At 67.9% G+C, this 23080-nt stretch carries 18 protein-coding genes; 15 read left to right on the top strand and 3 right to left on the bottom strand.

What is annotated here, in order from left to right; all coding sequences use genetic code 11:
- Positions 1-3 precede the first annotated feature (3 nt).
- Entirely contained in the window at positions 4-780 is a 777-nt protein-coding gene (map, locus tag RKE50_RS10845; RefSeq protein WP_350036420.1) for a type I methionyl aminopeptidase, read from the bottom strand.
- A 334-nt stretch (positions 781-1114) separates the two neighbouring features.
- On the opposite strand from map, the gene rpsB reads away from it, so the two are divergent.
- The 15 genes from rpsB to RKE50_RS10770 all read left to right on the top strand — a co-directional run bounded on the left by rpsB (position 1115) and on the right by RKE50_RS10770 (position 18493).
- Positions 1115-1894, top strand: coding sequence for a 30S ribosomal protein S2 (gene rpsB / locus RKE50_RS10840; RefSeq protein ID WP_350036419.1), 780 nt, complete (start codon positions 1115-1117; stop codon positions 1892-1894).
- 134 nt (positions 1895-2028) lie between these two features.
- Positions 2029-2886: a translation elongation factor Ts gene (gene tsf, locus RKE50_RS10835; RefSeq protein ID WP_350036418.1), complete on the top strand. Its 858-nt coding sequence runs from the start codon at positions 2029-2031 to the stop codon at positions 2884-2886.
- 159 nt (positions 2887-3045) lie between these two features.
- Complete coding sequence (pyrH, locus tag RKE50_RS10830) at positions 3046-3768, top strand: UMP kinase (RefSeq protein ID WP_350036417.1); 723 nt, start codon at positions 3046-3048, stop codon at positions 3766-3768.
- Between the two features lie 18 nt (positions 3769-3786).
- A complete protein-coding gene (frr, locus tag RKE50_RS10825; RefSeq protein WP_350036416.1) occupies positions 3787-4344 on the top strand; it encodes a ribosome recycling factor in 558 nt (185 codons plus the stop codon).
- A gap of 66 nt (positions 4345-4410) precedes the next feature.
- A complete protein-coding gene (gene uppS / locus RKE50_RS10820; RefSeq protein ID WP_502937887.1) occupies positions 4411-5118 on the top strand; it encodes a polyprenyl diphosphate synthase in 708 nt (235 codons plus the stop codon).
- Positions 5111-5947: a phosphatidate cytidylyltransferase gene (locus RKE50_RS10815; protein ID WP_350036414.1), complete on the top strand. Its 837-nt coding sequence runs from the start codon at positions 5111-5113 to the stop codon at positions 5945-5947. The genes uppS and RKE50_RS10815 overlap by 8 nt, the downstream gene beginning before the upstream one ends.
- 2 nt (positions 5948-5949) lie before the next feature.
- Positions 5950-7170: a 1-deoxy-D-xylulose-5-phosphate reductoisomerase gene (ispC, locus tag RKE50_RS10810; protein WP_350036413.1), complete on the top strand. Its 1221-nt coding sequence runs from the start codon at positions 5950-5952 to the stop codon at positions 7168-7170.
- Complete coding sequence (rseP, locus tag RKE50_RS10805; protein ID WP_350036412.1) at positions 7170-8528, top strand: RIP metalloprotease RseP; 1359 nt, start codon at positions 7170-7172, stop codon at positions 8526-8528. Before ispC ends, rseP begins: the two co-directional genes overlap by 1 nt.
- Positions 8529-8612: 84 nt before the next feature.
- Positions 8613-11198, top strand: a complete 2586-nt coding sequence (gene bamA, locus RKE50_RS10800; protein ID WP_502937886.1) for an outer membrane protein assembly factor BamA — start codon at positions 8613-8615, stop codon at positions 11196-11198.
- Positions 11199-11269: 71 nt separating this feature from the next.
- Positions 11270-11788 (top strand): OmpH/Skp family outer membrane protein, encoded by a 519-nt coding sequence (locus tag RKE50_RS10795; protein WP_350036410.1) that lies wholly within the window; start codon positions 11270-11272, stop codon positions 11786-11788.
- Positions 11789-11940: 152 nt separating this feature from the next.
- The gene (gene fabZ / locus RKE50_RS10790; RefSeq protein WP_350036504.1) at positions 11941-12378 is read left to right on the top strand and encodes a 3-hydroxyacyl-ACP dehydratase FabZ; all 438 of its coding nucleotides are present in this window, start codon (positions 11941-11943) and stop codon (positions 12376-12378) included.
- Positions 12379-12395: 17 nt separating this feature from the next.
- Positions 12396-13049: a ribonuclease HII gene (gene rnhB, locus RKE50_RS10785; RefSeq protein WP_350036409.1), complete on the top strand. Its 654-nt coding sequence runs from the start codon at positions 12396-12398 to the stop codon at positions 13047-13049.
- On the top strand, positions 13046-16528 hold the full coding sequence (gene dnaE / locus RKE50_RS10780) for a DNA polymerase III subunit alpha (protein WP_350036408.1): 3483 nt from the start codon (positions 13046-13048) through the stop codon (positions 16526-16528). Before rnhB ends, dnaE begins: the two co-directional genes overlap by 4 nt.
- A gap of 2 nt (positions 16529-16530) precedes the next feature.
- Entirely contained in the window at positions 16531-16851 is a 321-nt protein-coding gene (locus RKE50_RS10775; protein ID WP_350036407.1) for a DUF1244 domain-containing protein, read from the top strand.
- Between the two features lie 118 nt (positions 16852-16969).
- Positions 16970-18493 (top strand): arylsulfatase, encoded by a 1524-nt coding sequence (locus tag RKE50_RS10770; protein ID WP_350036406.1) that lies wholly within the window; start codon positions 16970-16972, stop codon positions 18491-18493.
- Positions 18494-18527: 34 nt separating this feature from the next.
- On the opposite strand, the gene RKE50_RS10765 is transcribed toward RKE50_RS10770, so the two are convergent.
- Positions 18528-21656 carry an efflux RND transporter permease subunit gene (locus RKE50_RS10765; RefSeq protein ID WP_350036405.1) on the bottom strand — a complete coding sequence of 1043 codons (3129 nt, stop codon included), beginning with the start codon at positions 21654-21656 and terminating at the stop codon, positions 18528-18530.
- A gap of 1 nt (position 21657) precedes the next feature.
- Positions 21658-22839, bottom strand: coding sequence for an efflux RND transporter periplasmic adaptor subunit (locus tag RKE50_RS10760; protein WP_350036404.1), 1182 nt, complete (start codon positions 22837-22839; stop codon positions 21658-21660).
- Positions 22840-23080: the final 241 nt, after the last annotated feature.

The raw sequence follows: 23080 nt of genomic DNA, 5'->3' as shown, positions 1-23080 counted from the left end.
GGCCTACGCGAACGTTTCTTCGCTGCGCCGGGTGAGAACCTCGCAGCCGTCGTCGGTGACCGCCAGCGTGTGCTCCCACTGCGCCGACAGCCGGCCGTCGCGGGTGGTGACGGTCCAGCCGTCCTTCTGGTTGAGCCGCGTGTGCCGGCGGCCGGCGTTGATCATCGGCTCGATGGTGAAGGTCATGCCCGGCTCGAGGACCAGCCCCTCGCCGCGGCGCCCGTAGTGCAGCACCTGCGGATCCTCGTGGAAGCCCCGGCCGATGCCATGGCCGCAGTACTCGCGCACCACCGAGTAGTGGTTCGCCTCCGCATGCTGCTGGATGATGGCGCCGATGTCGCCGAGCCGGGTGCCCGGGCGGACGATGTCGATGGCCCGGTAGAGGCATTCCTGCGTAATCCGCACCAGGCGCTCGGCGTGCGGGGCCACCTCGCCGACGCCGACCATGATGCTGGTGTCACCGTGATACCCGTCCTTGATGACCGTGACGTCGATGTTCACGATGTCGCCCTTCTTCAACTTCTTGCCGTCGCTGGGAATGCCGTGGCAGACCACGTCATTCACCGAGGTGCAGATCGAGCGCGGGAAGCCGTGGTAGTTGAGCGGGGCCGGGACGGCCTCCTGCTCTCCGGTGATGTAGTCGTGGCAGATGCGGTCCAGTTCTCCGGTCGATACCCCGGGCACGACCTGCGGCCGGATCATCTCCAGTACCTCCGCCGCGAGGCGACCGGCCACGCGCATTTTTTCCAGCTCTTCTGCCGACTTGATCGTTACAGCCATGGGACATCCGTTGCAGTGATCAGGCCCCGGACAGCGCCGGGGATGCCAGCCGGCTAGTGTAACGCAAGGGCAGGGGCCCGGTAACGGGGCGGCGACCGGCAAGGCAACAGCGAGGGCAGCTGCAAGCAACCGTAGGTAGGTAGATAGAGCCGCAAGATTGATGCCAGCCGGCTCTACACCGGCTTTCCTTTGCGCCGGTGCTGTGCTATAAAGCGCGCGCCGCGGAGGTCCGCGGCAAATACGCACACATGCCGCAACCCGGGCCAGGGTGCCGTCACGGACGGTTTGGCCCCGGGGGCATGTGGAGGACCCAACCCGAAAAAAGGTAATTGTCATGTCCCAGGTAAGCATGCGCGACCTGCTGCAGGCCGGCGCGCACTTCGGGCACCAGACCCGTTTCTGGAATCCCAAGATGGACCAGTACATCTTCGGTGCCCGCAACAAGATTCACATCATCAACCTCGAGCACACGGTGCCCGCCTTCAACGAGGCGCTGACGCTGGTCAAGACCATGGCCGGCAACAAGAACAAGATCCTGTTCGTCGGCACCAAGCGCGCCGCCGGCAAGATCATCAAGGAGCAGGCGCAGCGCGCCGGCATGCCCTATGTCAGCCACCGCTGGCTGGGCGGCATGCTTACGAACTACAAGACGATTCGTGCCTCCATCAAGCGCCTGCGCGAACTCGAAGCCCAGCAGGCCGACGGCACCTTCGCCAAGCTGACCAAGAAGGAAGCGCTCATGCGCGCCCGGCACATGGAGAAGCTGGAGCGCAGCATCGGCGGTATCAAGGATATGGGCGGTCTGCCGGACGCGCTGTTCGTGGTCGATGTGGACCACGAGCGCATCGCGATCACCGAGGCGAACAAGCTCGGCATCCCGGTCATCGGCATCGTCGACACCAACAGCGACCCGGATGGCGTGGACTACGTGATCCCGGGCAACGACGACGCCATCCGCGCCATCAAGCTCTACGTGACCACCTTCGCCGATGCCTGCATCGCCGGCCGCGTTGAGTCCGGCGAGGCGGTGGCCGCCGCAGGCGAGTTCGTGGAAGAGGCGCCGGCAGCAGAGGCTGACGACGCCGGCACCGCCGAAGCCGCCGACGCGGGCTGATCCTTCCGGCGGCAGCGCGCCGCCCGCACTGAACAGGGCACGGGCCCGCCGGCATAGCCGGGCGGGCCCTCATCGTTTCGACATGGATTTGACCGGCCCGGCAGCGCCGGGTCGACACCGCAGGAGGTACTGCAATGTCTGCAGCATTGGTCAAGGAACTTCGGGAGCGGACCGGGCTCGGCCTGCTCGAATGCAAGAAAGCCCTCGCCGCCGCCGATGGCGACATCGAGAAGGCGATCGAAGAGCTGCGCAAGTCCAGCGGCATGAAGGCGGCCAAGAAGGCCGGCCGGACGGCTGCTGACGGTGTCGTCGCGGCCCGCGTGGCCGAGGACGGCAGCTACGGCGTGCTCGTCGAGGTCAACAGCGAGACGGACTTCGTCGCCCGCGACGGCAGTTTCCTGGGCTTCGTCGACAGCGTTCTCGAGAAGGCTTTCAGCGAGCGCCAGGAAGACGTTGCCGCGCTCATGGCCGGCGAGCTGGAGCAGGCCCGGGAAGGCCTGGTCCAGAAGATCGGCGAGAACATCAGCGTGCGCCGCGTGGCGTTGCAGGAAGCCAGCGACGGCGTGGTCGGCTCCTACGTGCACGGCAACAACCGCATCGCGGTGCTGGTGCAGCTCAAGGGTGGTGACCAGGACCTGGCCCGCGACGTGGCCATGCATGTTGCCGCGGTGAACCCGCAGGTGGTTTCCCCGGACGACATGCCGGAAGAGCTGGTCGCCAAGGAAAAGGAGATCTACACGGCGCAGGCCCTCGACTCGGGCAAGCCGGCGGAGATCGTCGAGAAGATGATCGGCGGGCGGATCAAGAAGTTCCTCGCCGAGAACAGCCTGGTCGAGCAGCCCTTCGTCAAGGACCCGGAGACCAAGGTCGGCAAGCTGGTCGCCGCCGCCGGCGCCTCCGTGGCGGGCTTCTGCCGCTTCGAGGTGGGCGAGGGCATCGAGAAGGAAGAAGTCGACTTCGCCGCCGAGGTCGCAGCCCAGCTGGGCGGCTGAGGACGGCACGCTTGACGGAAACGGGGCTCTGGCCCCGTTTTTTTTGCGCATCGCGCGCTGGCGGGCTGACTCCGGCAGGCGTCAAGCAGCCCGGGGCGCTGCCGCCGGCCCGGGTTGTCGGGTAAGATAGCGGCAGTTTTCAGGGAGGTGGTACAGCGGGTGACGGCAAGCGGCGAGAAGAAGTACAAGCGGATACTCCTGAAGCTCAGCGGCGAGGCGCTCTCGGGCCGCGAGAAATTCGGTATCGATCCCAAGGTGCTCGACCTCATGGCGCTGGAGATCGGCCAGCTGGTGGGCATCGGGGTGCAGGTCGGCCTGGTGGTCGGCGGGGGCAACCTGTTCCGCGGCGCGGCCCTGCAGGCGGCAGGGCTCGACCGGGTCACCGGCGACCACATGGGCATGCTGGCTACCGTCATGAACGCCCTGGCCCTGCGCGATGCCCTGGAGCGCTCGAACATCGCCACCCAGGTGATGTCATCCATCCCCATGTCCGGCGTGGTGGACCACTACGACCGGCGCAAGGCGATCCGGGCGCTGTCCAACGGCGACGTGGTCATCTTCTGTGCCGGCACCGGCAACCCGCTGTTCACCACGGACTCCTCCGCCTGCCTGCGTGGCATCGAGGTGGAGGCGGACCTGGTGCTCAAGGCCACCAAGGTCGACGGTGTCTATTCCGCCGACCCCATGAAGGAACCGGAGGCCATCCGCTACCAGCGCCTCAGCTACGACGAGGTACTCGACAAGAAACTCGAGGTCATGGACCTGACTGCCATCTGCCTCTGCCGCGACCACCGCATGCCCGTGCGCGTCTTCATGATGGAGAAGACCGGGGCGCTGTTGAATATCGTGCGCGGCGGCGAGGATGGTACGCTCATCGAGTGATCAACAGGGAGTAAAAGCGTGATCAACGATATCAAGTCCGAGGCCGAGCAGCGCATGAAAAACAGCCTCGACGCCCTCGGCACCCACTTCAACAAGATCCGCACCGGGCGGGCGCATCCGAGCATCCTCGACGGGCTCAAGGTGCCCTACTACGGCGCCGATACGCCGCTGAACCAGGTGGCCAACGTCAATGTCGAGGACGCGCGCACCCTGAGCCTCACGGTCTGGGACAAATCCATGATCCCGGAGGTGGAGCGCGCGATCATGAAGTCCGACCTCGGCCTGAACCCGGCCACGGCGGGCGAGGTCATCCGCATCCCGATGCCTCCGCTGACCGAGGAAACCCGCAAGGGCTACATCAAGCAGGCCCGGGGCGAGGCGGAATCGGCGCGCGTGTCCATCCGCAACGCCCGCCGCGACGCCATGGCCATGCTCAAGGACCTGGTCAAGGAGAAGGAGATCAGCGAGGACGACGAGCGCCGCGGCCAGGACGCGGTGCAGAAACTCACAGACGGCTACATTGCCCGGGTGGACTCGATGCTCTCGGACAAGGAAGCCGACCTGATGGAAATCTGACGGTTTGCGATGACCGCACCGAGCGGTAAACCTCCGGTGGTCGTGCCGCGCCACGTCGCCATCATCATGGACGGCAACAACCGCTGGGCCAAGCGCCGCGGCCTGCCCGGTCCCGCCGGGCATCGCGCCGGGGTGGAGGCCGTGCGCAGCGTCATGCAGGCCTGCCGTGACCACGGCGTGGAGGTGCTCACCCTTTTCGCCTTCAGCAGCGAGAACTGGGGCCGGCCCCGGCACGAGGTCCGCGCCCTGCTCGCGCTGCTTTCTCGCTACCTGCGCACGGAGGTCAAGCAGCTGCGCGACGATGGCGTGCGCCTGCGCTTCATCGGGGAGCGGACCCGCTTCAGCGCGCGCCTGCAGCGGCTCATGGAGCACGCGGAGCGCACCACCGCGGACAACCGGGAGGCGACGGTGGTGATCGCCGTGGACTACGGCGGCCAGTGGGATATCGCCCGCGCCGCCCGGCGCCTGGCCGAGCGCGCCGCCAGCGGCGAACTGGACCCGGCCTCGATCGACAAGACGACCCTCGCCGCCGAGCTCAGCCTGGCGGAGCTGCCGCTGCCGGACCTGTGTATCCGCACCGGCGGCGACGCCCGCATCAGCAATTTCCTGCTCTGGCATTTCGCCTACAGCGAGCTCTACTTCACTCCCACGCTCTGGCCGGACTTCGGCGAGCTGGAGTTCGCCCGCGCCCTGGCCGACTATTCCCGGCGCGAGCGCCGCTTCGGCCAGCGCGAGCCCGACGGGCTCGTCGCCGGCGGCGACCTGGATGCTTAGGCAACGCGTTATCACGGCTCTCGCCATGGCGGGGCTTTTCCTGGCCGGCATCTTTTTCCTGCCCCTCGCCGCGCTCGCCGCCGTTTTTGCGCTGGTGGTGGCCGCCGGCGCCTGGGAGTGGGCGCCCCTCGCCGGGCTGCGTGGCGCCGCGCTGCAGTCCCTGTACGCGTTGCTCGTGCTCGGTGGCTGCACCGGGGCCTGGTTCCTCCTGCCGCTGGGGGAGACGCCACGCCGGGCGGATGTGCAGCCGGTGCTGGGCCTGGCCTGCCTCTGGTGGTGTTTTGCGCTGCTCTGGGTCCGCGCCTTCCCGGGCAGCGCGATGATCTGGAACTCGCGGCCCGTGCGCATGGTCATGGGCCTGCTCGTCCTCGTGCCCGCCTGGGTGGCGGCCGTTTACCTGCTCACGCTGCCCCTCGGCGGCGCCCTGATGGTGGTACTGGTGCTGCTGGTCGCCGCTTCGGACATCGGCGCTTTTTTCACCGGCAAGCGCTTCGGGCGTCACTACCTGGCGCCGTCCGTGAGTCCCGCCAAGACCTGGGAGGGATTCTGGGGCGGCGTTGCCTGCAGCGTGGCCGTCGCCGCGCTGCTGTGGACGTCGCTGCCGACGCGCTTCGACCACCTCGGCATCGCCGCGGTGGTGGCGGTGGCGCTGGCCACCGCGCTGACCTCCGTCCTCGGCGACCTCACGGTGAGCATGGTCAAGCGGGAAAGCGGTGTGAAAGACTCCAGCTCGCTGCTGCCGGGCCACGGCGGCCTGCTCGACCGCCTCGACAGCCTCTGCGGCGCAGCGCCTACCTTCACCCTTGGTCTTCTTCTCGCGGGGTACTGACCATGGCACGGACCACCAGGCAACAGGTCACGGTCCTCGGTTCCACCGGGTCCATCGGCGTCAACACGCTGGATGTGATCGCCCGGCACCCGGACCGCTTCGCCGTCCACGCCCTCACCGCGCAGCGCTCCGTCGCCGCGCTCCGCGACCAGTGCCTGGTGCATGCGCCGCGCTACGCGGTGATGACCGATGAGGCCGCGGCCGAGGAACTGCAGCGGGAGCTGGCCTCGGCGGGCTCGCCGACTACCGTGCTCGCGGGCGGCGCGGGGCTCGACCAGGTGGCAGCGGACCCGGCCGTGGATGCCGTGATGGCGGCCATCGTCGGCGCCGCCGGGCTGCCCGCGACCCTGGCGGCGGCGAACGCCGGCAAGCGGGTGCTCCTGGCCAACAAGGAGGCGCTGGTCATGGCCGGTGCCCTGTTCATGTCGGCGGTACGCGACGCGGGGGCGCTGCTGCTGCCCATCGACAGCGAGCACAACGCCATCTTCCAGTGCCTGCCCGTGGACGACGGTGCCCGTCCCGGCCTTGCCGGCGTCGACCGTATCCTGCTGACTGCGTCCGGCGGGCCGTTCCGCACCTGGGACGCGGCCCGCATCGCCGCGGCCACGCCGGACCAGGCCTGCGCGCACCCGAACTGGTCCATGGGCCGGAAGATCTCCGTGGACTCGGCCACGCTCATGAACAAGGGCCTGGAGCTGGCCGAGGCCTGCTGGCTTTTCGGCGTCGGGCCCGCGCAGGTGACCATCGTGGTGCACCCGCAGAGCGTGATCCATTCGCTGGTGCAGTACCGCGATGGCTCGGTGCTGGCCCAGCTCGGCAACCCGGACATGCGCACGCCCATTGCCTACGGCCTCGGCTGGCCCGAGCGCCTCGCCGCGGGCGTCACGCCGCTGGACCTCTTCGAGACCGCCCGGCTGGACTTCGAGGCGCCGGACGAAGGGCGTTTCCCCTGTCTGCGTATCGCCCGCGAGGCCATTGCCGCGGGCGGCACGACCATGGCTGCCTGCAATGCCGCCAACGAGATCGCGGTAGCCGGTTTCCTCGACGGGGCCATCGGCTTCATGGAGATCCCGGCGGTCATCGAGGAGACCCTGGCCCGCGTAAGCCGTGTTGAACCCGAGAGCCTGGCTGTGGTCGAAGCTGCGGATAGCGAGGCCCGGCAGGTGGCCGGCGAGCTCATGCGCGCCCGCGGCCGGGCTCCGCTGGCACAATCGGAGCGCTGATGGACCTGTTGCAAACCATTCTCATTACCCTGGGAACGCTGGCGATCCTGGTCGCCGTGCACGAGTTCGGCCATTTCTGGGTCGCGCGCCGCTGTGGCGTCAAGGTGCTGCGCTTCTCCATCGGCTTCGGCAGGCCCCTGGCCCGCTGGCACGACAGCCAGGGCACGGAGTACACCCTCGCCGCCATTCCCCTCGGCGGCTACGTGAAGATGCTCGACGAGCGCGAGGGCGAGGTGCCGGCGGAAGAGCTCGACCGCGCGTTCAACCGCAAGCCGGTGCTGCAGCGCATCGCCGTGGTGGCGGCGGGGCCGCTGGCCAATTTCCTGCTGGCCATCGTCGCCTACTGGGGCCTGTTCCTCGCCGGGGAGAGCGGCTACGCGCCGGTCATCGGCGAGGTGAAGGCCGGCTCCGTGGCGGACCTCGCGGGGCTCGAGGCCGGCCAGGAGATCGTCGCCGTGGACGGGCGGGAGACGCCCACCTGGCAGGCGCTCAGCTTCCGCCTCCTCGAGCGTATCGGCGATACGGGCGAAATCCGCTTCACGGCCCGCTACCCGGACTCTGACATCCGCTACGAATCCAATGCCCGCCTCGACGCCTGGCTCGCGGGCGAAGAGGAACCGGACCTGCTCGGGGGCATCGGTATCCAGCTCTACACCCCGCCCATCGAGCCGCGCGCGAACGAGATCGTGCCCGGCGGCGCGGCCGAGCGCGCCGGTCTCGCGGTCGGCGACCTGGTGCTGAGCGCCGACGGCCGGCCCATGGCGCTCTGGGAGGACTGGGTCGGCTACGTGCGCGAGCGCCCGGGGCAGCCCATCGACCTGCGCGTTCGCCGGGAGAACGGCAGCGAATTCGAGACCCGCATCGTGCCGGAGCCGGCGACCACGGACGAGGGCGAGACCATCGGCCGCATCGGCATGGCCGTGGCGATTCCTCCCATGCCCGACCACCTGCGCCGGGAGTTTGAGCGCGGCCCCATCGCGGCCCTCGGCGCGGGGATCCAGCGCACCGGTGAACTGGTGGCCTTCACCCTGGAGTCCGTGCGCAAGATGCTGCAGGGGCTGATCTCGCCGAAGAACTTGAGCGGCCCGATCACCATTGCTAAAGTGGCGTCCACCTCAGCCAAGTCCGGCCTCGAATCCTATATCGGCTTTCTCGCCCTGCTCAGCGTGAGCCTCGGCGTGCTCAATCTTTTGCCGATTCCGGTGCTCGATGGCGGTCATCTGCTGTATTACACGGTAGAATTGGTGGCTGGACGACCGGTGCCTGAGCGCATCCAGGTGGTGGGTTACCAGGTCGGCCTCTTCCTGGTGATCAGCCTGATGGCGCTGGCACTGTATAACGATTTTGCGCGCCTCTAGCGGGAGGGCGCCGGCGCCGCGGGCGGCCGGTGCTGCGAGCGCGCTTTGCTGATTGTTGGAAACGCCTTGAAAACGCGACAGCTGATTTGCCGCAACTGGCTCCTTGCCCTGTGGCTCCTGGCCCCGCTGGCCTGGGCCCAGGGGTTCGTGGTCTCCGACATCCGGGTCGAGGGCCTGCAGCGTATCTCCGCCGGCAGTGTTTTCGCCGCCATGCCCATCGGCGTCGGCGATGTCGCCGATACGGGGAGCATCCAGGCCACGGCGCGCAACCTCTTTGCCACCGGCAACTTCGACGACATTCGCATCGGCCGTGACGGTAACGTCCTCGTGGTCGTCGTCGCCGAGCGCCCGAGCATCAGCGAGATCAACATCGAGGGCAACAAGGCCATCGAGACCGAGGCCCTCCTCGACGGCCTGAAGAGTGCCGGCCTCGCGGTCGGCCAGGTCTTCCAGCGCTCTACCCTGGAGGGCATGCAGCTCGAGCTGCAGCGCCAGTACGTGCAGCAGGGCCGCTACGACGCTAACATCGAGACCGAGGTGCTGCCGGAGCCGCGCAACCGGGTGTCGGTGAACATCGACGTCGACGAGGGCACGGTCGCTGCCATCAAGCATGTCAATATCGTCGGCAACTCCGTGTTCGGCGACGAGGAGCTGCAGGATGTCTTCGAGCTGAAGGAGACCGGCTGGCTGTCCTTCTTCACCAACGACGACAAGTACTCCAGGGAGAAACTCACGGGCGACCTCGAGGCCCTGACGTCCTACTACATGGACCGCGGCTACCTGCAGTTCAGCATCGATTCCACGCAGGTCTCCGTATCGCCCAACAAGGAGGAGGTGTTCATCACCGCCAACGTCAGCGAGGGCGAGAAGTTCTCGGTCAACTCGGTGGGCCTGTCCGGGGACCTCGTGCTCGACGAGAGCGACCTCCGGCGCTTCATCCTGATCACCGAGGGGCAGACCTACTCGCAGCAGCTGGTCACCGCCACGGAGGACTACATCACCCGTCGCCTCGGCAACGAGGGCTACAACTTCGCCAAGGTCACCGGCATTCCGGAAATCAACGAGGACGACAACACCGTCGGCATCAAGTTCTTCATTGACCCGGGCAAGCGGACCTATGTCCGCCGCATCAGCTTCAAGGGCAACATGCGCACCGCCGACGACGTGCTGCGCCGCGAGATGCGCCAGATGGAGAGCGCACCGGCCTCCGCTGCCGCCATCGAGCAGTCCCGTATCCGCCTGCAGCGTCTCGGCTTCTTCAGTAACGCCACGGTGGAAACCCCGGAAGTCCCGGGCCACGATGACCTCATCGACGTCGAGTTCGAAGTCGAGGAGCAATCCTCCGGCAGCATCGGCGCCAGCCTCGGTTACGCCCAGGACGCCGGTGTCATCCTCGGCGTGAACCTGCAGCAGAACAACTTCCTCGGCAGCGGCAAGCGTGTGGGCATCGGTGTCAATTCCTCGCGCTTCCAGGACCAGGTCAACTTCAGCTACACCAACCCCTATTTCACCGAGGACGGCGTGAGCCGCGGTTTCAACGTCTACTACCGGTCCACGGACCTCAACGAGGTGAACGTCGCCAGCTACACGACGGACACCTACGGCGCCGGCCTCAACTTCGGCTACCCGATCAAGGAGACGGAGCGCCTGGGCTTCAGCTTCGGTGTGGAGAGCACGGAGATCACCGCCGGCCGCTTCGCTGTGCAGGAAATCCGCTCCAGCCCCCGGCTCATCGAAGGCATCGACAACTTCTACGAGAGCACCCGCCAGCAGGACGGCACCTTCCTGGAGCCGGAGGCGATCCGCCCGATCACGGAGCTGCCGGACAGCGCGCTGACGATTCCGGACGAGCCCGGCTTCCTCGATGAAAACGGCGACGAGTTCCTGAACTGGACCATCACCACCAGCTGGACCCAGTCCACGCTCAACCGGGGCCAGCTGGCCACGCGCGGTGCGTCCCAGTCCGTGGCCCTGGAAGTGGCCATGCCGCTGTCCGACCTCGAGTTCTTCAAGCTCACCTACCGTGGGGAAATCTACTTCCCCGTCTACAACGAGTGGGTGCTGCATTTCCGCACGGAGCTGGGCTATGGCGACGGCTACGGCGACACCACGGACCTGCCGTTCTACGAGCACTTCTTTGCCGGTGGCTTCGGCTCCGTGCGCGGTTACGAGGTGAACACGCTCGGTCCGCGGAGTACGCCGCCGGTCATCTACGACGTCAACCAGCCGACCACGGGCATTGATGAAGATGGCAACCCGACGGAGGTCGGCGGCCCCGACGGCAACCAGTTCGGCTATGTCCTCGACCCGACGACGGACAAGCTCAGCTTCCAGGAAGTACAGAATTTCCGGCGTCCGCCGCCCTTCGGCGGCAACGCTCTCATCGAGGGCTCCGCGGAACTGCTGTTCCCGCTGCCCTTCATCAAGGACCGCAGCCGCCTGCGCTCGGCGTTCTTCTTCGATATCGGCAACGTCTTCGACACCAAGTGCGGTGGCGACCAGCTGAACTGCTTCGATATCGACCCGGATGAACTCCGCTACTCTGCAGGGATCGGCGTGACCTGGATTTCCGGCTTCGGCCCCATGACCTTCAGCCTTGCCAAGCCGCTGAACGCCTCCGATATCGATCGTGAGGAAGTGTTCCAGTTCACCCTCGGCCGCGGTTTCTGACCACCGTGGGCCAATGACCTACAGCAACCAACTGACAGTAAACTACTTACAGTGAACTACGGGAGAGTATCGTGACCAGACTCGCCAAACTGACCCTGGCGCTCGCAGCGCTGACCCTGCCGGCCCTCGCCGCCGCCCAGGGCAAAATCGCCGTCGTCAACCTGCAGCAGGCCATCCTGCAATCCGACCGCGCCCAGCAGGAGCTCGAACAGGTGCGGAACCAGGAGGACTACAAGGCCGACAAGAAGGAGTTCGACCAGCTGAAGAAGGAGCTCGACGAGCTGGTGCAGGATTTCCAGAAAGACGCCGCCGTCATGAGCCAGGAGCAGCAGCTCGCCGCGCGCAAGAAGCTGGCATCCAAGCAGTCCGACCTCGAGCACGTCGCGGGTAAGCTGCAGGCGGCGGAGCAGCAGACCGGCCAGGCGCTGCTGCAGGAGATGTCGCCCATGGTGCAGGAAGTGCTCCGTGACCTGATCCAGACCGAGGGCATCGGTCTCCTGCTGCAGCGGGAGTCGGTGATCCACGCGGACCCGGGTTACAGCATCACTGCCAAGGTAACCGACAAGCTGAACCAGCTGAACGCGCAGTAAGGCCCGGGGCAGGGCGCCCCGGCGCGAACGGGGCGTCCGCTGCGGCAGCGCCCGCCGACGCAGCGCGACGACGGTTCATGGCAGTCCATGGTTCGTCGGAGAAGACGGTTCGTACAAGACGGCTCACACAAGAAGAAAGGAGCACTGACATGCTGATGGACATCGACGGAATCCGCGAGCACCTGCCGCACCGCTATCCTTTCCTGCTCGTGGACCGCGTCGTCGAGCTGGTGCCCGGCGAGTCCATCGTTGCCTACAAGAACCTCAGCATCAACGAGGAGTTCTTCCAGGGCCACTTCCCGGGAAAGCCGGTCTTCCCTGGCGTGCTCATGCTCGAGGCCATGGCCCAGGCCGCCGGTATCCTCGGCTTCAAGTCCCAGGACAAGACGCCGGCGGACGGCTCCATCTACTACTTCGTCGGCGCCGACGACCTGCGCTTCAAGCGGCCGTGCGTTCCCGGTGACCAGGTGTACCTGCACGCGAAAGTCCTCGGCGACCGTCGCGGTATCTGGAAGTTCGCCGTGCGCGCGGAAGTGGACGGCGAGCTCTGCGCCTCCGCCACGATCCTCTGCGCTGACCGCAAGGCCTGACGCCGTCGCGCCGGCCGGTGCCTGACCTCCTCGCCGGCGAGCTGGCTGCGCTGCGGGATCGCGGTGCGCCGGTGGCGGGGGTGGACGAGGTGGGCCGGGGCCCGCTGGCCGGCGATGTCGTCGCGGCCGCCGTGATCCTCGACCCGGCACGTCCCATCGCCGGGCTGGCGGATTCCAAGCGCCTCTCCGCCGGCCGCCGCGAGACCCTCGCGCTGCTCATCCGCGAGCAGGCCCTCGCCTGGGCCCTCGGCCGCGCCAGCGTCGAGGAAATCGACCGCATGAACATCCTCGAGGCCTCCCTGCTGGCGATGCGCCGGGCCGTCGAGGGGCTCGCTACCGTACCCGAACACGTGCTCGTGGACGGCAACCGGCTGCCGCGCTGGCCCTACCGTGCCGAGGCGGTAGTCGGGGGAGATGGCCTGCACGGGGAGATCGCCGCCGCTTCCATCCTGGCCAAGGTCACCCGCGACGGCGAGCTCGCCGTCCTCGCCGAGCGCTACCCGGGCTACGGCTTCGACCGCCACAAGGGTTATCCTACCCCGGAGCACCTGGAAGCCCTGGCGCGGCTGGGGCCGACGCCGGCGCATCGGCGCAGCTTCGGCCCGGTGCGTCGCCTGCTGGGAGCGGACAGCGCCGTGATAGCGCCGAGAGGAGGCAAGCGCGAGCCATGACCGATTTCGTCCACCTGCGGCTGCATAGCGAATACTCCCTGGTCGACGGGCTGGTCCGGGTGGGGCCGCTGGTCAGGCGGGTGGCAGAGCTCGGCATGGGCGCCGTGGGGCTCACCGACCTCTGTAACTTCTACGGCCTGGTCAAGTTCAGCAAGGCGGCCTTCGCCGCCGGCATCAAGCCCATCTTCGGCGCCGATCTCCTGGTGGTGGACCGGGAGGACCAGGACGAGACTTCCGCGCTGTCGCTGCTGGTCATGGACGACACCGGCTACCGCAACCTCACCGAGCTGATCTCGCTGGCCTACACGCAGGGCCAGCGCCTGGGCGTACCGCGGGTGACCCGGGCCTGGCTCGACGCGTACGCCGAGGGACTCATCGCCCTTTCCGCCGGGGCCAGCGGCGACGTGGGCCGGGCCCTGGTCGGCGGGCGCCGCCAGCAGGCGGCGGAGCGCCTCGGCGAGTGGATGACGCGCTACCCCGGCCGGTTCTACCTCGAGGTGCACCGAACCGGGCGCGAGGGCGACGAGGATCACCTGCACGGGGCGGTGCAACTGGCCGCGGAAGCCGGCTGCCCGGTGGTCGCCACCAACGATGTCCGCTTCCTCACCGCGGACGAGTTCGAGGCCCACGAGGCCCGGGTCTGCATCGGCGAGGGGCGCACCCTGGACGACAAGCGCCGGGTGCGGCGCTATCGGCCACAGCAGTACCTGCGCTCCCCGGCCGAGATGGCGGAGCTGTTCTCGGACCTGCCCGAAGCGCTCGAGAACACCGTGGCCATCGCCCAGCGCTGCAATTTTGTCATCGACCTGGGCAAGCCCTGCCTGCCGGATTACCCGGTGCCCGACGGCCTGACCATGGATGCCTTCTTCCGCCAGCTGTCCCTCGAGGGGCTCGACCGGCGCCTGGCGAAGCTGGGTCTTGCCGGCGACAGCGAAGCGGAGACCCGCTACCGGCAGCGCCTGGAACACGAGCTCGACACGATCACCCAGATGGGCTTCCCGGGCTACTTTCTCATCGTCATGGACTTTATCCGCTGGGCCAAGGAGCAGGGCATTCCCGTCGGCCCCGGGCGCGGCTCCGGTGCCGGTTCCCTGGTCGCCTACGCGCTGGAGATCACCGACCTGGACCCCCTGGCCTACGACCTGCTCTTCGAGCGGTTCCTCAACCCGGACCGGGTCTCCATGCCGGACTTCGACGTGGACTTCTGCATGGAGCGCCGCGACGAGGTGATCGACTACGTCGCCCGGAAGTACGGCCGCGAGGCGGTTTCGCAGATCATCACTTTCGGCACCATGGCCGCCAAGGCCGTGGTCCGGGACGTGGCCCGGGTGCAGGGCAAGTCCTACGGGCTCGCCGACAAGCTGTCCAAGATGATCCCTTTCGAGGTCGGCATGACCCTTGAGAAGGCCCTCGAGCAGGAGGAGAGCCTGCGCGACTTTCTCGCCGAGGACGGCGAGGCGCAGGAAATCTGGGACATGGCCGAGCAGCTCGAGGGCGTGACCCGCAACGTCGGCAAGCACGCCGGCGGCGTGGTGATTGCGCCCTCGAGGATCACCGACTTCTCGCCGCTCTACTGCGACGAGGACGGCGGCAGCCTGGTCACCCAGTACGACAAGGGCGACGTGGAGGACGCGGGGCTGGTCAAGTTCGACTTCCTGGGCCTGCGCACGCTGACGATCATCGACTGGGCCGTGCGCATCATCAACGGGGAGCGGAAGAAGACCGGCGAGGCGCCGCTCGACATCAGCACGCTGCCCCTCGATGACCGCGCCACCTTCGACCTGCTCAAGTCGGCAGAGACCACCGCGGTGTTCCAGCTCGAGTCGCGGGGCATGAAGGAACTGATCGCCCGGCTGCAGCCGGACTGCTTCGAGGACATCATCGCGCTGGTGGCCCTGTTCCGCCCCGGGCCGCTGCAGTCCGGGATGGTCGACAACTTCATCAACCGCAAGCACGGCCGCGAGGCCATCGCCTACCCGGATCCGCACTACCAGCACGAACTCCTGAAGCCGATCCTCGAGCCCACCTACGGCATCATCCTCTACCAGGAGCAGGTGATGCAGATCGCCCAGGCGCTCGCCGGCTATACGCTCGGCGGCGCCGACCTGCTGCGCCGCGCCATGGGCAAGAAGAAGCCGGAGGAGATGGCCAAGCAGCGCGCCGTGTTCGCCGAGGGCGCCGCCCGGCAGGGTGTGGACGCGGAGCTCGCGACGCACATCTTCGACCTGGTGGAGAAGTTCGCGGGCTACGGCTTCAACAAGTCACACTCGGCCGCCTACGCCCTGGTGTCCTACCAGACCGCCTGGCTCAAGGCACATCACCCGGCCTCCTTCATGGCCGCGGTAATGAGCTCCGAACTGACCAATACCGACAAGATCGTGGTGCTCATCGAGGAGGCCCGGCGCATGGGCCTCACCGTGAAGCTGCCGGACGTGAACGAGGGCAGCTACGCGTTCACGGTGAACGGCGAAGGGCAGATCGTCTACGGACTCGGCGCGATCAAGGGCCTCGGCGAGGGTCCTATCGAGTGCCTGCTGGCGGCGCGCCGTGAGAGCGGCGACTTCCGCGACCTTTTTGACTTCTGTGACCGCACGGACCCGCGGCGGGTGAACCGTCGCGCCATCGAGGCGCTGGTGCGGGCGGGGGCCTTCGACGGTCTGGGTGTGGAGCGCTGGGTGCTCATGAGCGCCATCGACGACGCCCTGCGCGCGGCGGAGCAGAATGCCGCCAATCTCGAGGCGGGCATGGGCGACCTGTTCGGCGACGCCGTGGTCACCGCCGCGGCGGCATCCGGCGACTGCTATGCCGATCACCGGCGGGTGCGCCCCTGGTCCGACCGGGAACGCCTCGCCGGCGAGAAGGACACCCTCGGCCTCTATGTGACGGGCCACCCCATCGACGAGTACGAGAGCGAGGTGCGGCGCATGGCGCCGAGCCGGATCGCCGACCTGCGTCCGGACGGCAGCGCGGCACAGCGCGTCGCGGGGCTGGTCATTGCCCTGCGCACCACCAAGACCGCCCGGGGCACCATGGCCATCGCCACCGTCGATGACCGCAGTGCACGGATCGAGATGACGGTCTACGCCGAGTCCTATGCCGAGTGCCGCGATGTGCTGGTGAAGGATGCGATCGTTATCGCAGAGGGCCGCCTGGCGCAGGACGACTACAGCGGCGGCCTGGTGCTGCGGGCGCAGGCTGTGCACAGCCTGGAGCAGGAGAGGCAGCGGCTGGCCCGCCAGCTGACCATCGAGGTGCCCGGGGAAGCCGTGGACGACGCCTTTACCGACTTCCTCGCCCGGGCCCTCGGCGCCGCTCCCGGCGCCTGCCCGGTGCGCCTGGTCTACTGCTCGGGCGGGGTTCGCGCTCCGGTGCGCCTGGGCGAGCGGTGGCAGGTCAACCCGACGGAAGAGCTCCTGCAGGCGTTGCGGGACCGTATCGGCGGCGCTAACGTAAAGCTCGCCTACAGTGGAGATCATTGACCATGGCAGCACAGGACGACGCAGCGAAAACCGGCGGGACGGACACGGCGATCGAGGCCGCGGTACTGCGCCGGCTCCTCGCGCACCTCGACAGCCACAAGGACGTACAGAACATCGACCTCATGAACCTCGCCGGCTTCTGCCGCAACTGCCTGTCGAAGTGGTACGTGGCCGCGGCCGAGGAACAGGGTGTGACGCTCAGCTACGACGAGGCGCGGGAGCGCATCTACGGCATGCCCTACGAGGAATGGAAGGCCCGCTACCAGCGGCCGGCCACGGCGGAGCAGAAAGCCGCCTTCGACGCCCGTGGTGAGGGCCGCTGAGCCCGGGCAGGCTCGGCAGCGGCTTGCGGGCCCCGCCGCTGGCGGAAGCCGGCAGCGACGAGACCAGCGCTAGACAGACGCAAGACAACCAGACGGCAAAGATAAGAAGGACAACACCATGATCAGCAGCACCCTCCGGCGCCTGGGCTTTGTGCTCGCCGCCACCCTGGCCGTCGCCGCGCAGGCGGCGGACAAGCCCAACATCCTGGTGATCTGGGGTGATGACATCGGCATCACCAACATCAGTGCCTACGGCGATGGCATCATGGGCTATGGCACGCCCAACATCGACCGCATCGCCGACGAGGGCATGCGCTTCCTCGACTACTACGGCGATCAGAGCTGCACCGCGGGGCGCTCCAGCTTCATCACCGGGCAGTCGCCGCTGCGCACGGGGCTGTCCAAGGTGGGGATGCCGGGCGCAGCGCTCGGTATCCAGGACCGGGATATCACGATCGCCGAGGTGCTCAAGGAGCACGGCTACGCCACGGGCCAGTTCGGCAAGAACCACCTCGGGGACCGCGACGAGTTCCTGCCCACGGCGCACGGCTTCGACGAGTTCTTCGGCAACCTCTACCACCTGAACGCGGAGGAGGAGCCGGAGGACGAGGATTACCCGCAGGACCCCCGCTTCCGCGAGATGTTCGGCCCGCGCGGGGTCATCCGCTCCTACGCGGACGGCCGGGTGGAGGACACGGGGCCGCTGACCCGCAAGCGCATGGAGACGGCGGACGAGGAGTTCGTCACCGCAGCCAAGGACTTCATCGACCGGCAGGTGAAGGCCGACAAGCCGTTCTTCACCTGGGTGAACACCACGGGCATGCATTTCCGTACGCACCGGGCGGACAAGCACAAGGGCAAGTCCGGCCAGGGTTTCTACAACGACGTCATGGTCGCCCACGACGAGCTCGTCGGTGAGCTCCTCGACCAGCTCGATGCCCTCGGCGTTGCGGAAAACACCATCGTCTTCTATTCCACGGACAACGGCGTGCACTACAACACCTGGCCCGACGCCGGTATCACCCCCTTCCGCAGCGAGAAGAACTCGAACTGGGAGGGGGCCTACCGCGTGCCCGCGATGGTCCGCTGGCCCGGGAAGATCGCCCCCGGGCAGGTATCCACGGAAATCATGTCACACCTCGACTGGATGCCCACGCTGGTTGCGGCGGCCGGCGACCCGCAGCTGAAGGCAAAGCTGCTGGAGGGCACGACCGTCGGCAACAAGAAGGCCCGCCTGCATCTCGATGGCTACAACTTCCTGCCCTACCTCACGGACGAGGTCGAGGAGGGGCCGCGCAAGGAGTTCATCTACCTGAACGACCTGGGCGCGCCGGTGGCCGTGCGTTTCGGTGACTGGAAGGCCGTGTACGCCGAGAACCGGGCGAAGACCATGGCGCTGTGGGCCGAGCCCTTCGTGACACTGCGCCTGCCCAAGCTGTTCCACCTGCGCCGCGATCCCTTCGAGCGCGCGGATCACAACTCCAACACCTACTGGGACTGGTACGTGGACAAGGCCGCGCAGATGTACCGCGGCGGCTGGGTCATGACGCGTTTCCTCATGACCTTCCGCGAGTACCCGCCGAGCCAGAAGCCCGATTCCTGGTCCATCGACAAGATGACCGAGGCTTTCCTGCCGGAGTGAATGCTGCCGGGCCCGCCTTGTCGGTGGGCCCGGCTCAGCCGGCCAGCGCCGCCTTACCGAGCCACGCCTTCAGTCGCCGCCCGGGCCGCAGCCGCGCGAGCAGGGCGCTGCAGTCCTCGCCGACGAGGTAGAGGGCGGGTACCAGCAGCAGCGTCACGAACAGTGCGAAGAGCACGCCGAAGGAGAGGCTGAGCACTGCCGGCTTCAGGAACTGCGCGTTGGTGGAGCGTTCCGCCATGATCGGCAGCAGCCCGACGAAGGTGGTCACCGTGGTGAGGAGGATCGGCCGGAAGCGGTTCACCCCGGCGTCGAGGAGGGCCCGCATCGGTGACAGCCCCTCCCGGCGCAGCCGGCCCACGTAGTCGATGAGCACCAGGTTATCGTTGACCACGACCCCCGCGGCGGCACCGATGCCGAAGTAGGAGAACAGCGCCAGCGGCGTGCCGAAGAGCAGGTGGCCGTAGATGGCGCCCATGAAGCCGAAGGGAATGGCGGTCATCACCAGCAGCGGCAGCCAGTAGGAGCGGAAGGCGACGGCGATGAGGGCGTACATGGCGAAGAGCGCCACCGTGTAGAGGGCCGTGATTTCGCCGAGGAACTCCTGCTCCTCTTCCTGGGAGCCGCCCTTGAGGACGACGAGACCGGGGAAGCGCTGTTCGAAGGCGGGCAGGAAGTTGTCGCTCATGTCGCTGGCGATGCGGCTGGTCGCATCCTGGGCGACGTCCGCGTTGATCGTGACCACCCGCTCCCCGTCGCGGTGCTGGATGCGCTGCACGCCGCCGCCGATCCGCACGTCTACAACGGAGAGGAGCGGCACCTCGCGGCCGTCGGCGGTGCGGACCCGGAAGTCATCGAGGCTGGCGAGACTCTCCCGCTCGCTGCGCGGATAGCGGACCATGACGCGCACGTCACCGGTGCTCCGCGGCAGCCGCTGTACCTCCTCGCCGTAATAGGCCTGGCGCACCTGGCGGGAGACCTCCGCCAGCGACAGACCGAAGCGCTCGGCCCCGGGCTTCATCTGCAGGAGAATCTCGTCCGTGCTGCCGCGCTGGCTGTCACTGACGTCGAAGACGCCCTGGTAGCTGTGCAACTGCTCGCGCAGGGCGAGGGCCGCAGCCTGCAGCTGGTCGCCGTCCCGGTGCCGGAGCAGGTAGGTAAGATCCGCGTCCGAGTCATTCAGCGTGTAGTTGACGCTGATCTCGTCGGCATCGGGGATCTCCCCGACGAGCTCGCGGAAGCGCTCTGCCGTCTCCCGTGCCGAGAGGTCGCGCACCTCCGGCGGCGCCAGCTTGACGATGGCGATGACGCTGTCGCGGCGCGAGCGCGTGTACCAGCCCTCGATGACCCTGCCGCTGCCCTCTCCGGAGGCCTGCGCCGCGGCGTCCACCTCGGTGATGAGCTCGCGCTCGGCCGCCTGCAGCTGGTCGAGGATTTCCAGGGCGCGGCTGTAGGGTGTGCCCGGGGGCAGCTCCACGTTGATGTAGATCTGCTCCGCCTCCACCTGCGGCATGAAGTAGAACCTGACCCAGCCGGCACTGAACAGGCCGATGCTGACGATGAAGGCCGTGGCAAAGACACTGGCGGTGAGGTAGCGGTGCCGGAGCGCCCGCTCGAGCAGGGGCCGGTACACGCGTTCGGCGAAGCGGACGATACCCTGCTCGACGGCGCGCTGGCGCCGGGCGACGGGACCTAGCTTCTCGCGGTGCGAGAGGTCGCGAAGGTGCGAGGGCAGGATCAGGAACGCCTCGATGAGCGAGATGGCCAGCGCCACGGTGATCACGATGGAGAGCTGCCGCGTGACCTGGGCAGTCTCACCGCTGACGAAGAGCCAGGGGGCGAAGGCGATCACCGTGGTCAGTACCGCGAAGATCACGGGCTTCGACACGGCGGCGGCTCCGGCCACCGCGGCCTCGCGGCCGCCGCCGAGCGCATGCGCGTGGTGGTGGATGCTCTCCCCGACCACGATCGCGTCGTCGACGACGATACCGAGCACGAGCAGGAAAGCGAAGGTCGAGATGACGTTCAGGGAGACGTCGTTGACCGGAAGCAGCGCAAAGGTGCCGAGGAAGGCGACCCCGATACCCGCGGTAACCCATAGCGCGACCCGCGGCCGCAGGCTGAGAATGAGCACGATGAAGACCAGCGCCAGGCCGAGGTAAGCCGACTTGCCGATGAGCTCCATGCGGGCGGTGTAGAGATCGGCGGTGTCGAACCACAGTGTCAGGTCCACCCCGGGCGGCAGCGTGGGGCGCACCTCCTCGATCCAGGCCTTGACCGCCTCGCTCGCCTTGACGACCTGCATGTTGTCGCCGCTCAGCATCTGCAGCAGCACGGCGGGCTCGCCGTTCAGCGTCGCCAGGATCTCCTCGTCCTCGTAACCGTCGGTGATCGTGGCCACGTCGCCCACGCGGACGACACCACCATCGGGCGTCTGCCGGAGGACGATGCGCTCGAAGTCCGTTTCCGTATCGGCGAGGTTGCGCGCGCGCAGCTGAACGTCTCCGGTGGCCGTGCGCACCTCGCCGGAGGAGAGATTGATGGAGCTGGCGCGGATCGCATCGGCGACCTCGGCAAAGGTGAGCCCGTAGCGGCGCAGGCTGTCCTCGGCGAGGGCGATGGTGACCTCCTCGCGGCGGGTGCCGAAGAGATCGATGGTCGAGACCCAGGGCAGGGCGGCTGCCTCCCGGCGCAGTTCCTCGGCGAGGCGCGACAGCTCCCGCTCGGAGCGGTCCCCGTGCACCGCGACGCGGATCATCTCGTTGCGGAACTGCATGCGCTGGATGCGCGGATTCTCGATATCCCGGGGCAGGGCGGGAATGCCGTCGACGGCGTTCTTGACCTCGTCCAGGAAGGCATTGATGTCGACGCCCGGGTAGGTTCGCACGTCCAACTCCGCGAGGCCCTCGGTGGCCGTCGCGTAGCTTCGGCTGACGCTGTCGAGGTCGTCGAGGGCGTCCTCGATGCGGGCGACGACCTGTTCCTCCACCTCCTGCGGCGCCGCGCCGGGCCAGGTGACCTGCACCTGCACCCGGTTCGGTTTCACCTGCGGGAAGGCCTCGCGCTCCATGGCGAAAAAGCCGAGGAAGCCCGCGAGCGCGATGCCGAGCATCAGCAGGTTGGCGGCAACGGGGTTGTCCACCCACCAGGCGATGAAGCGGTGCATGTCAGTGCTCCCCTGCGGCGGCGAAGGTCGGGCGCTGCTCCCCGCGCAGGGCCATGCCCTCGATGGGGTTCTCGAGGGCAGAGGTCACGACGGCCTCGCCGGCACGCAGACCGCCATCGATGAAGGCGTGCTCGCGCCCCTGGTGCAGGACCCGGACGCTGCGCATCTCGAGACGGTCGCGCGGATTCACCACGTACACGGCGTTACCGGGACGCAGCGCCGCCGCGGGGATACGCAGGGCGTTCTCCAGCGGCCGGCCGGCGATTTCCGCATTCACGAACAGGCCCACGGCCAGCGGCATGCCGGCGGCGGAGCGTCCCTCGCCGTAGGGGGCATCGACCTCGGCCATGCCGTAGACCAGGCGGGTGGTCGGGTCCACAGCGGCGTCGAGGCGCACCAGGCGGCCGCGCCAGCTGTGCAGCCGGCCGGCGATATCCGCGCTGAAAGCCACCGGGCGGCCCTCGCCGGGGGTGGCGCGGTAGCCGATCGGCAGGTCGAGGGCGGCGAGCTGCCGGTCCGTGAGCGGCAGGCGGACTTCCACGGTGTCCACGGCGAAAACGCTGCCCAGGGGGGTGCCCGCATTCACGTACTGGCCCACGTCCACGGCCTTGGCCTGCACGCGGCCGGCGAAAGGCAGGCTGATGCGCGTGCGCGCGAGATCCAGCCGCGCCCGTTCCAGGCCCGCCTCGGCGGCTGCCTGGCGGGCGCGGGCCTGGACGATCTGTGGCTTCTTCAGCGCCAGGGCCGAGGGGTTGGGCGTGGCCGCCAGCTGCTTGCGGGCCACGTCCGCGTCGGCCAGGGCCTGCTGGACGGCGAGCTCGGTCTCCGCCAGCGCGGCCTCGGCCTGCCGCAGGGCGAGCTGGTAGTCGGTGTCCTCGAGCTCGATGAGCACCTCGCCGGCGTCGAAGCGGCCGCCCTCGGTAAACTCGGTCGACACGGCGGTGATGCGTCCGCCGACCTGGGCCACGACTTCCAGGGCCGTGCGCGCGCGCACCTCCCCCTGTGTCTCGACCTTGAGCTGCGTATCCACCGCATCGACGGTCGCCGTGTACACGGTGGTCGGTCGCAGTTCGGGGTCCTCCCGGGCCGGTTCCGGCTTTGCCGCATGGAGCAGAGTGAAAGCGCCGAGCCCCAGGCCGATGACGGCGATGGGGGCGCTGACGCGAAGCAATTTCCTGAGCATGTTGGTGTTCCGCCTGTTGTTCGTTCTGCCGGGCGAGGTCTGTCCCGGGCGATGGGGCCAGTATCCGGAGGCTTCCTGCGGCGGACAATTCGCTTCATCCCGCCAGCGGGGCAGCTGGTCGCAAGGCGGAAAATTTCATAGTGAAACACCCGTATGCCATAATGAAAGGAATGGGTGCCCATGGATCGTGCCGCACCAAAGCGCCTGTAGCCCTGGAGAAGCCGGACCAGGAATCCCACCC

It is taken from the genome of Pseudohaliea sp. (assembly GCF_040217025.1).
Lineage (GTDB): Bacteria > Pseudomonadota > Gammaproteobacteria > Pseudomonadales > Halieaceae > Pseudohaliea.
The sequence above is the reverse complement of the archived record's forward strand: the minus strand, read 5'-3'. Positions and strand labels throughout refer to the sequence as shown.

Coding starts and splice junctions, on each gene's coding strand:
- map (WP_350036420.1), bottom strand. CDS start 780: ATGGCTGTAACGATCAAGTCGGCAGAAGAGCTGGAAAAAATGCGCGTG.
- rpsB (WP_350036419.1), top strand. CDS start 1,115: ATGTCCCAGGTAAGCATGCGCGACCTGCTGCAGGCCGGCGCGCACTTC.
- tsf (WP_350036418.1), top strand. CDS start 2,029: ATGTCTGCAGCATTGGTCAAGGAACTTCGGGAGCGGACCGGGCTCGGC.
- uppS (WP_502937887.1), top strand. CDS start 4,411: ATGGACGGCAACAACCGCTGGGCCAAGCGCCGCGGCCTGCCCGGTCCC.
- RKE50_RS10815 (WP_350036414.1), top strand. CDS start 5,111: ATGCTTAGGCAACGCGTTATCACGGCTCTCGCCATGGCGGGGCTTTTC.
- ispC (WP_350036413.1), top strand. CDS start 5,950: ATGGCACGGACCACCAGGCAACAGGTCACGGTCCTCGGTTCCACCGGG.
- rseP (WP_350036412.1), top strand. CDS start 7,170: ATGGACCTGTTGCAAACCATTCTCATTACCCTGGGAACGCTGGCGATC.
- dnaE (WP_350036408.1), top strand. CDS start 13,046: ATGACCGATTTCGTCCACCTGCGGCTGCATAGCGAATACTCCCTGGTC.
- RKE50_RS10775 (WP_350036407.1), top strand. CDS start 16,531: ATGGCAGCACAGGACGACGCAGCGAAAACCGGCGGGACGGACACGGCG.
- RKE50_RS10770 (WP_350036406.1), top strand. CDS start 16,970: ATGATCAGCAGCACCCTCCGGCGCCTGGGCTTTGTGCTCGCCGCCACC.
- RKE50_RS10765 (WP_350036405.1), bottom strand. CDS start 21,656: ATGCACCGCTTCATCGCCTGGTGGGTGGACAACCCCGTTGCCGCCAAC.
- RKE50_RS10760 (WP_350036404.1), bottom strand. CDS start 22,839: ATGCTCAGGAAATTGCTTCGCGTCAGCGCCCCCATCGCCGTCATCGGC.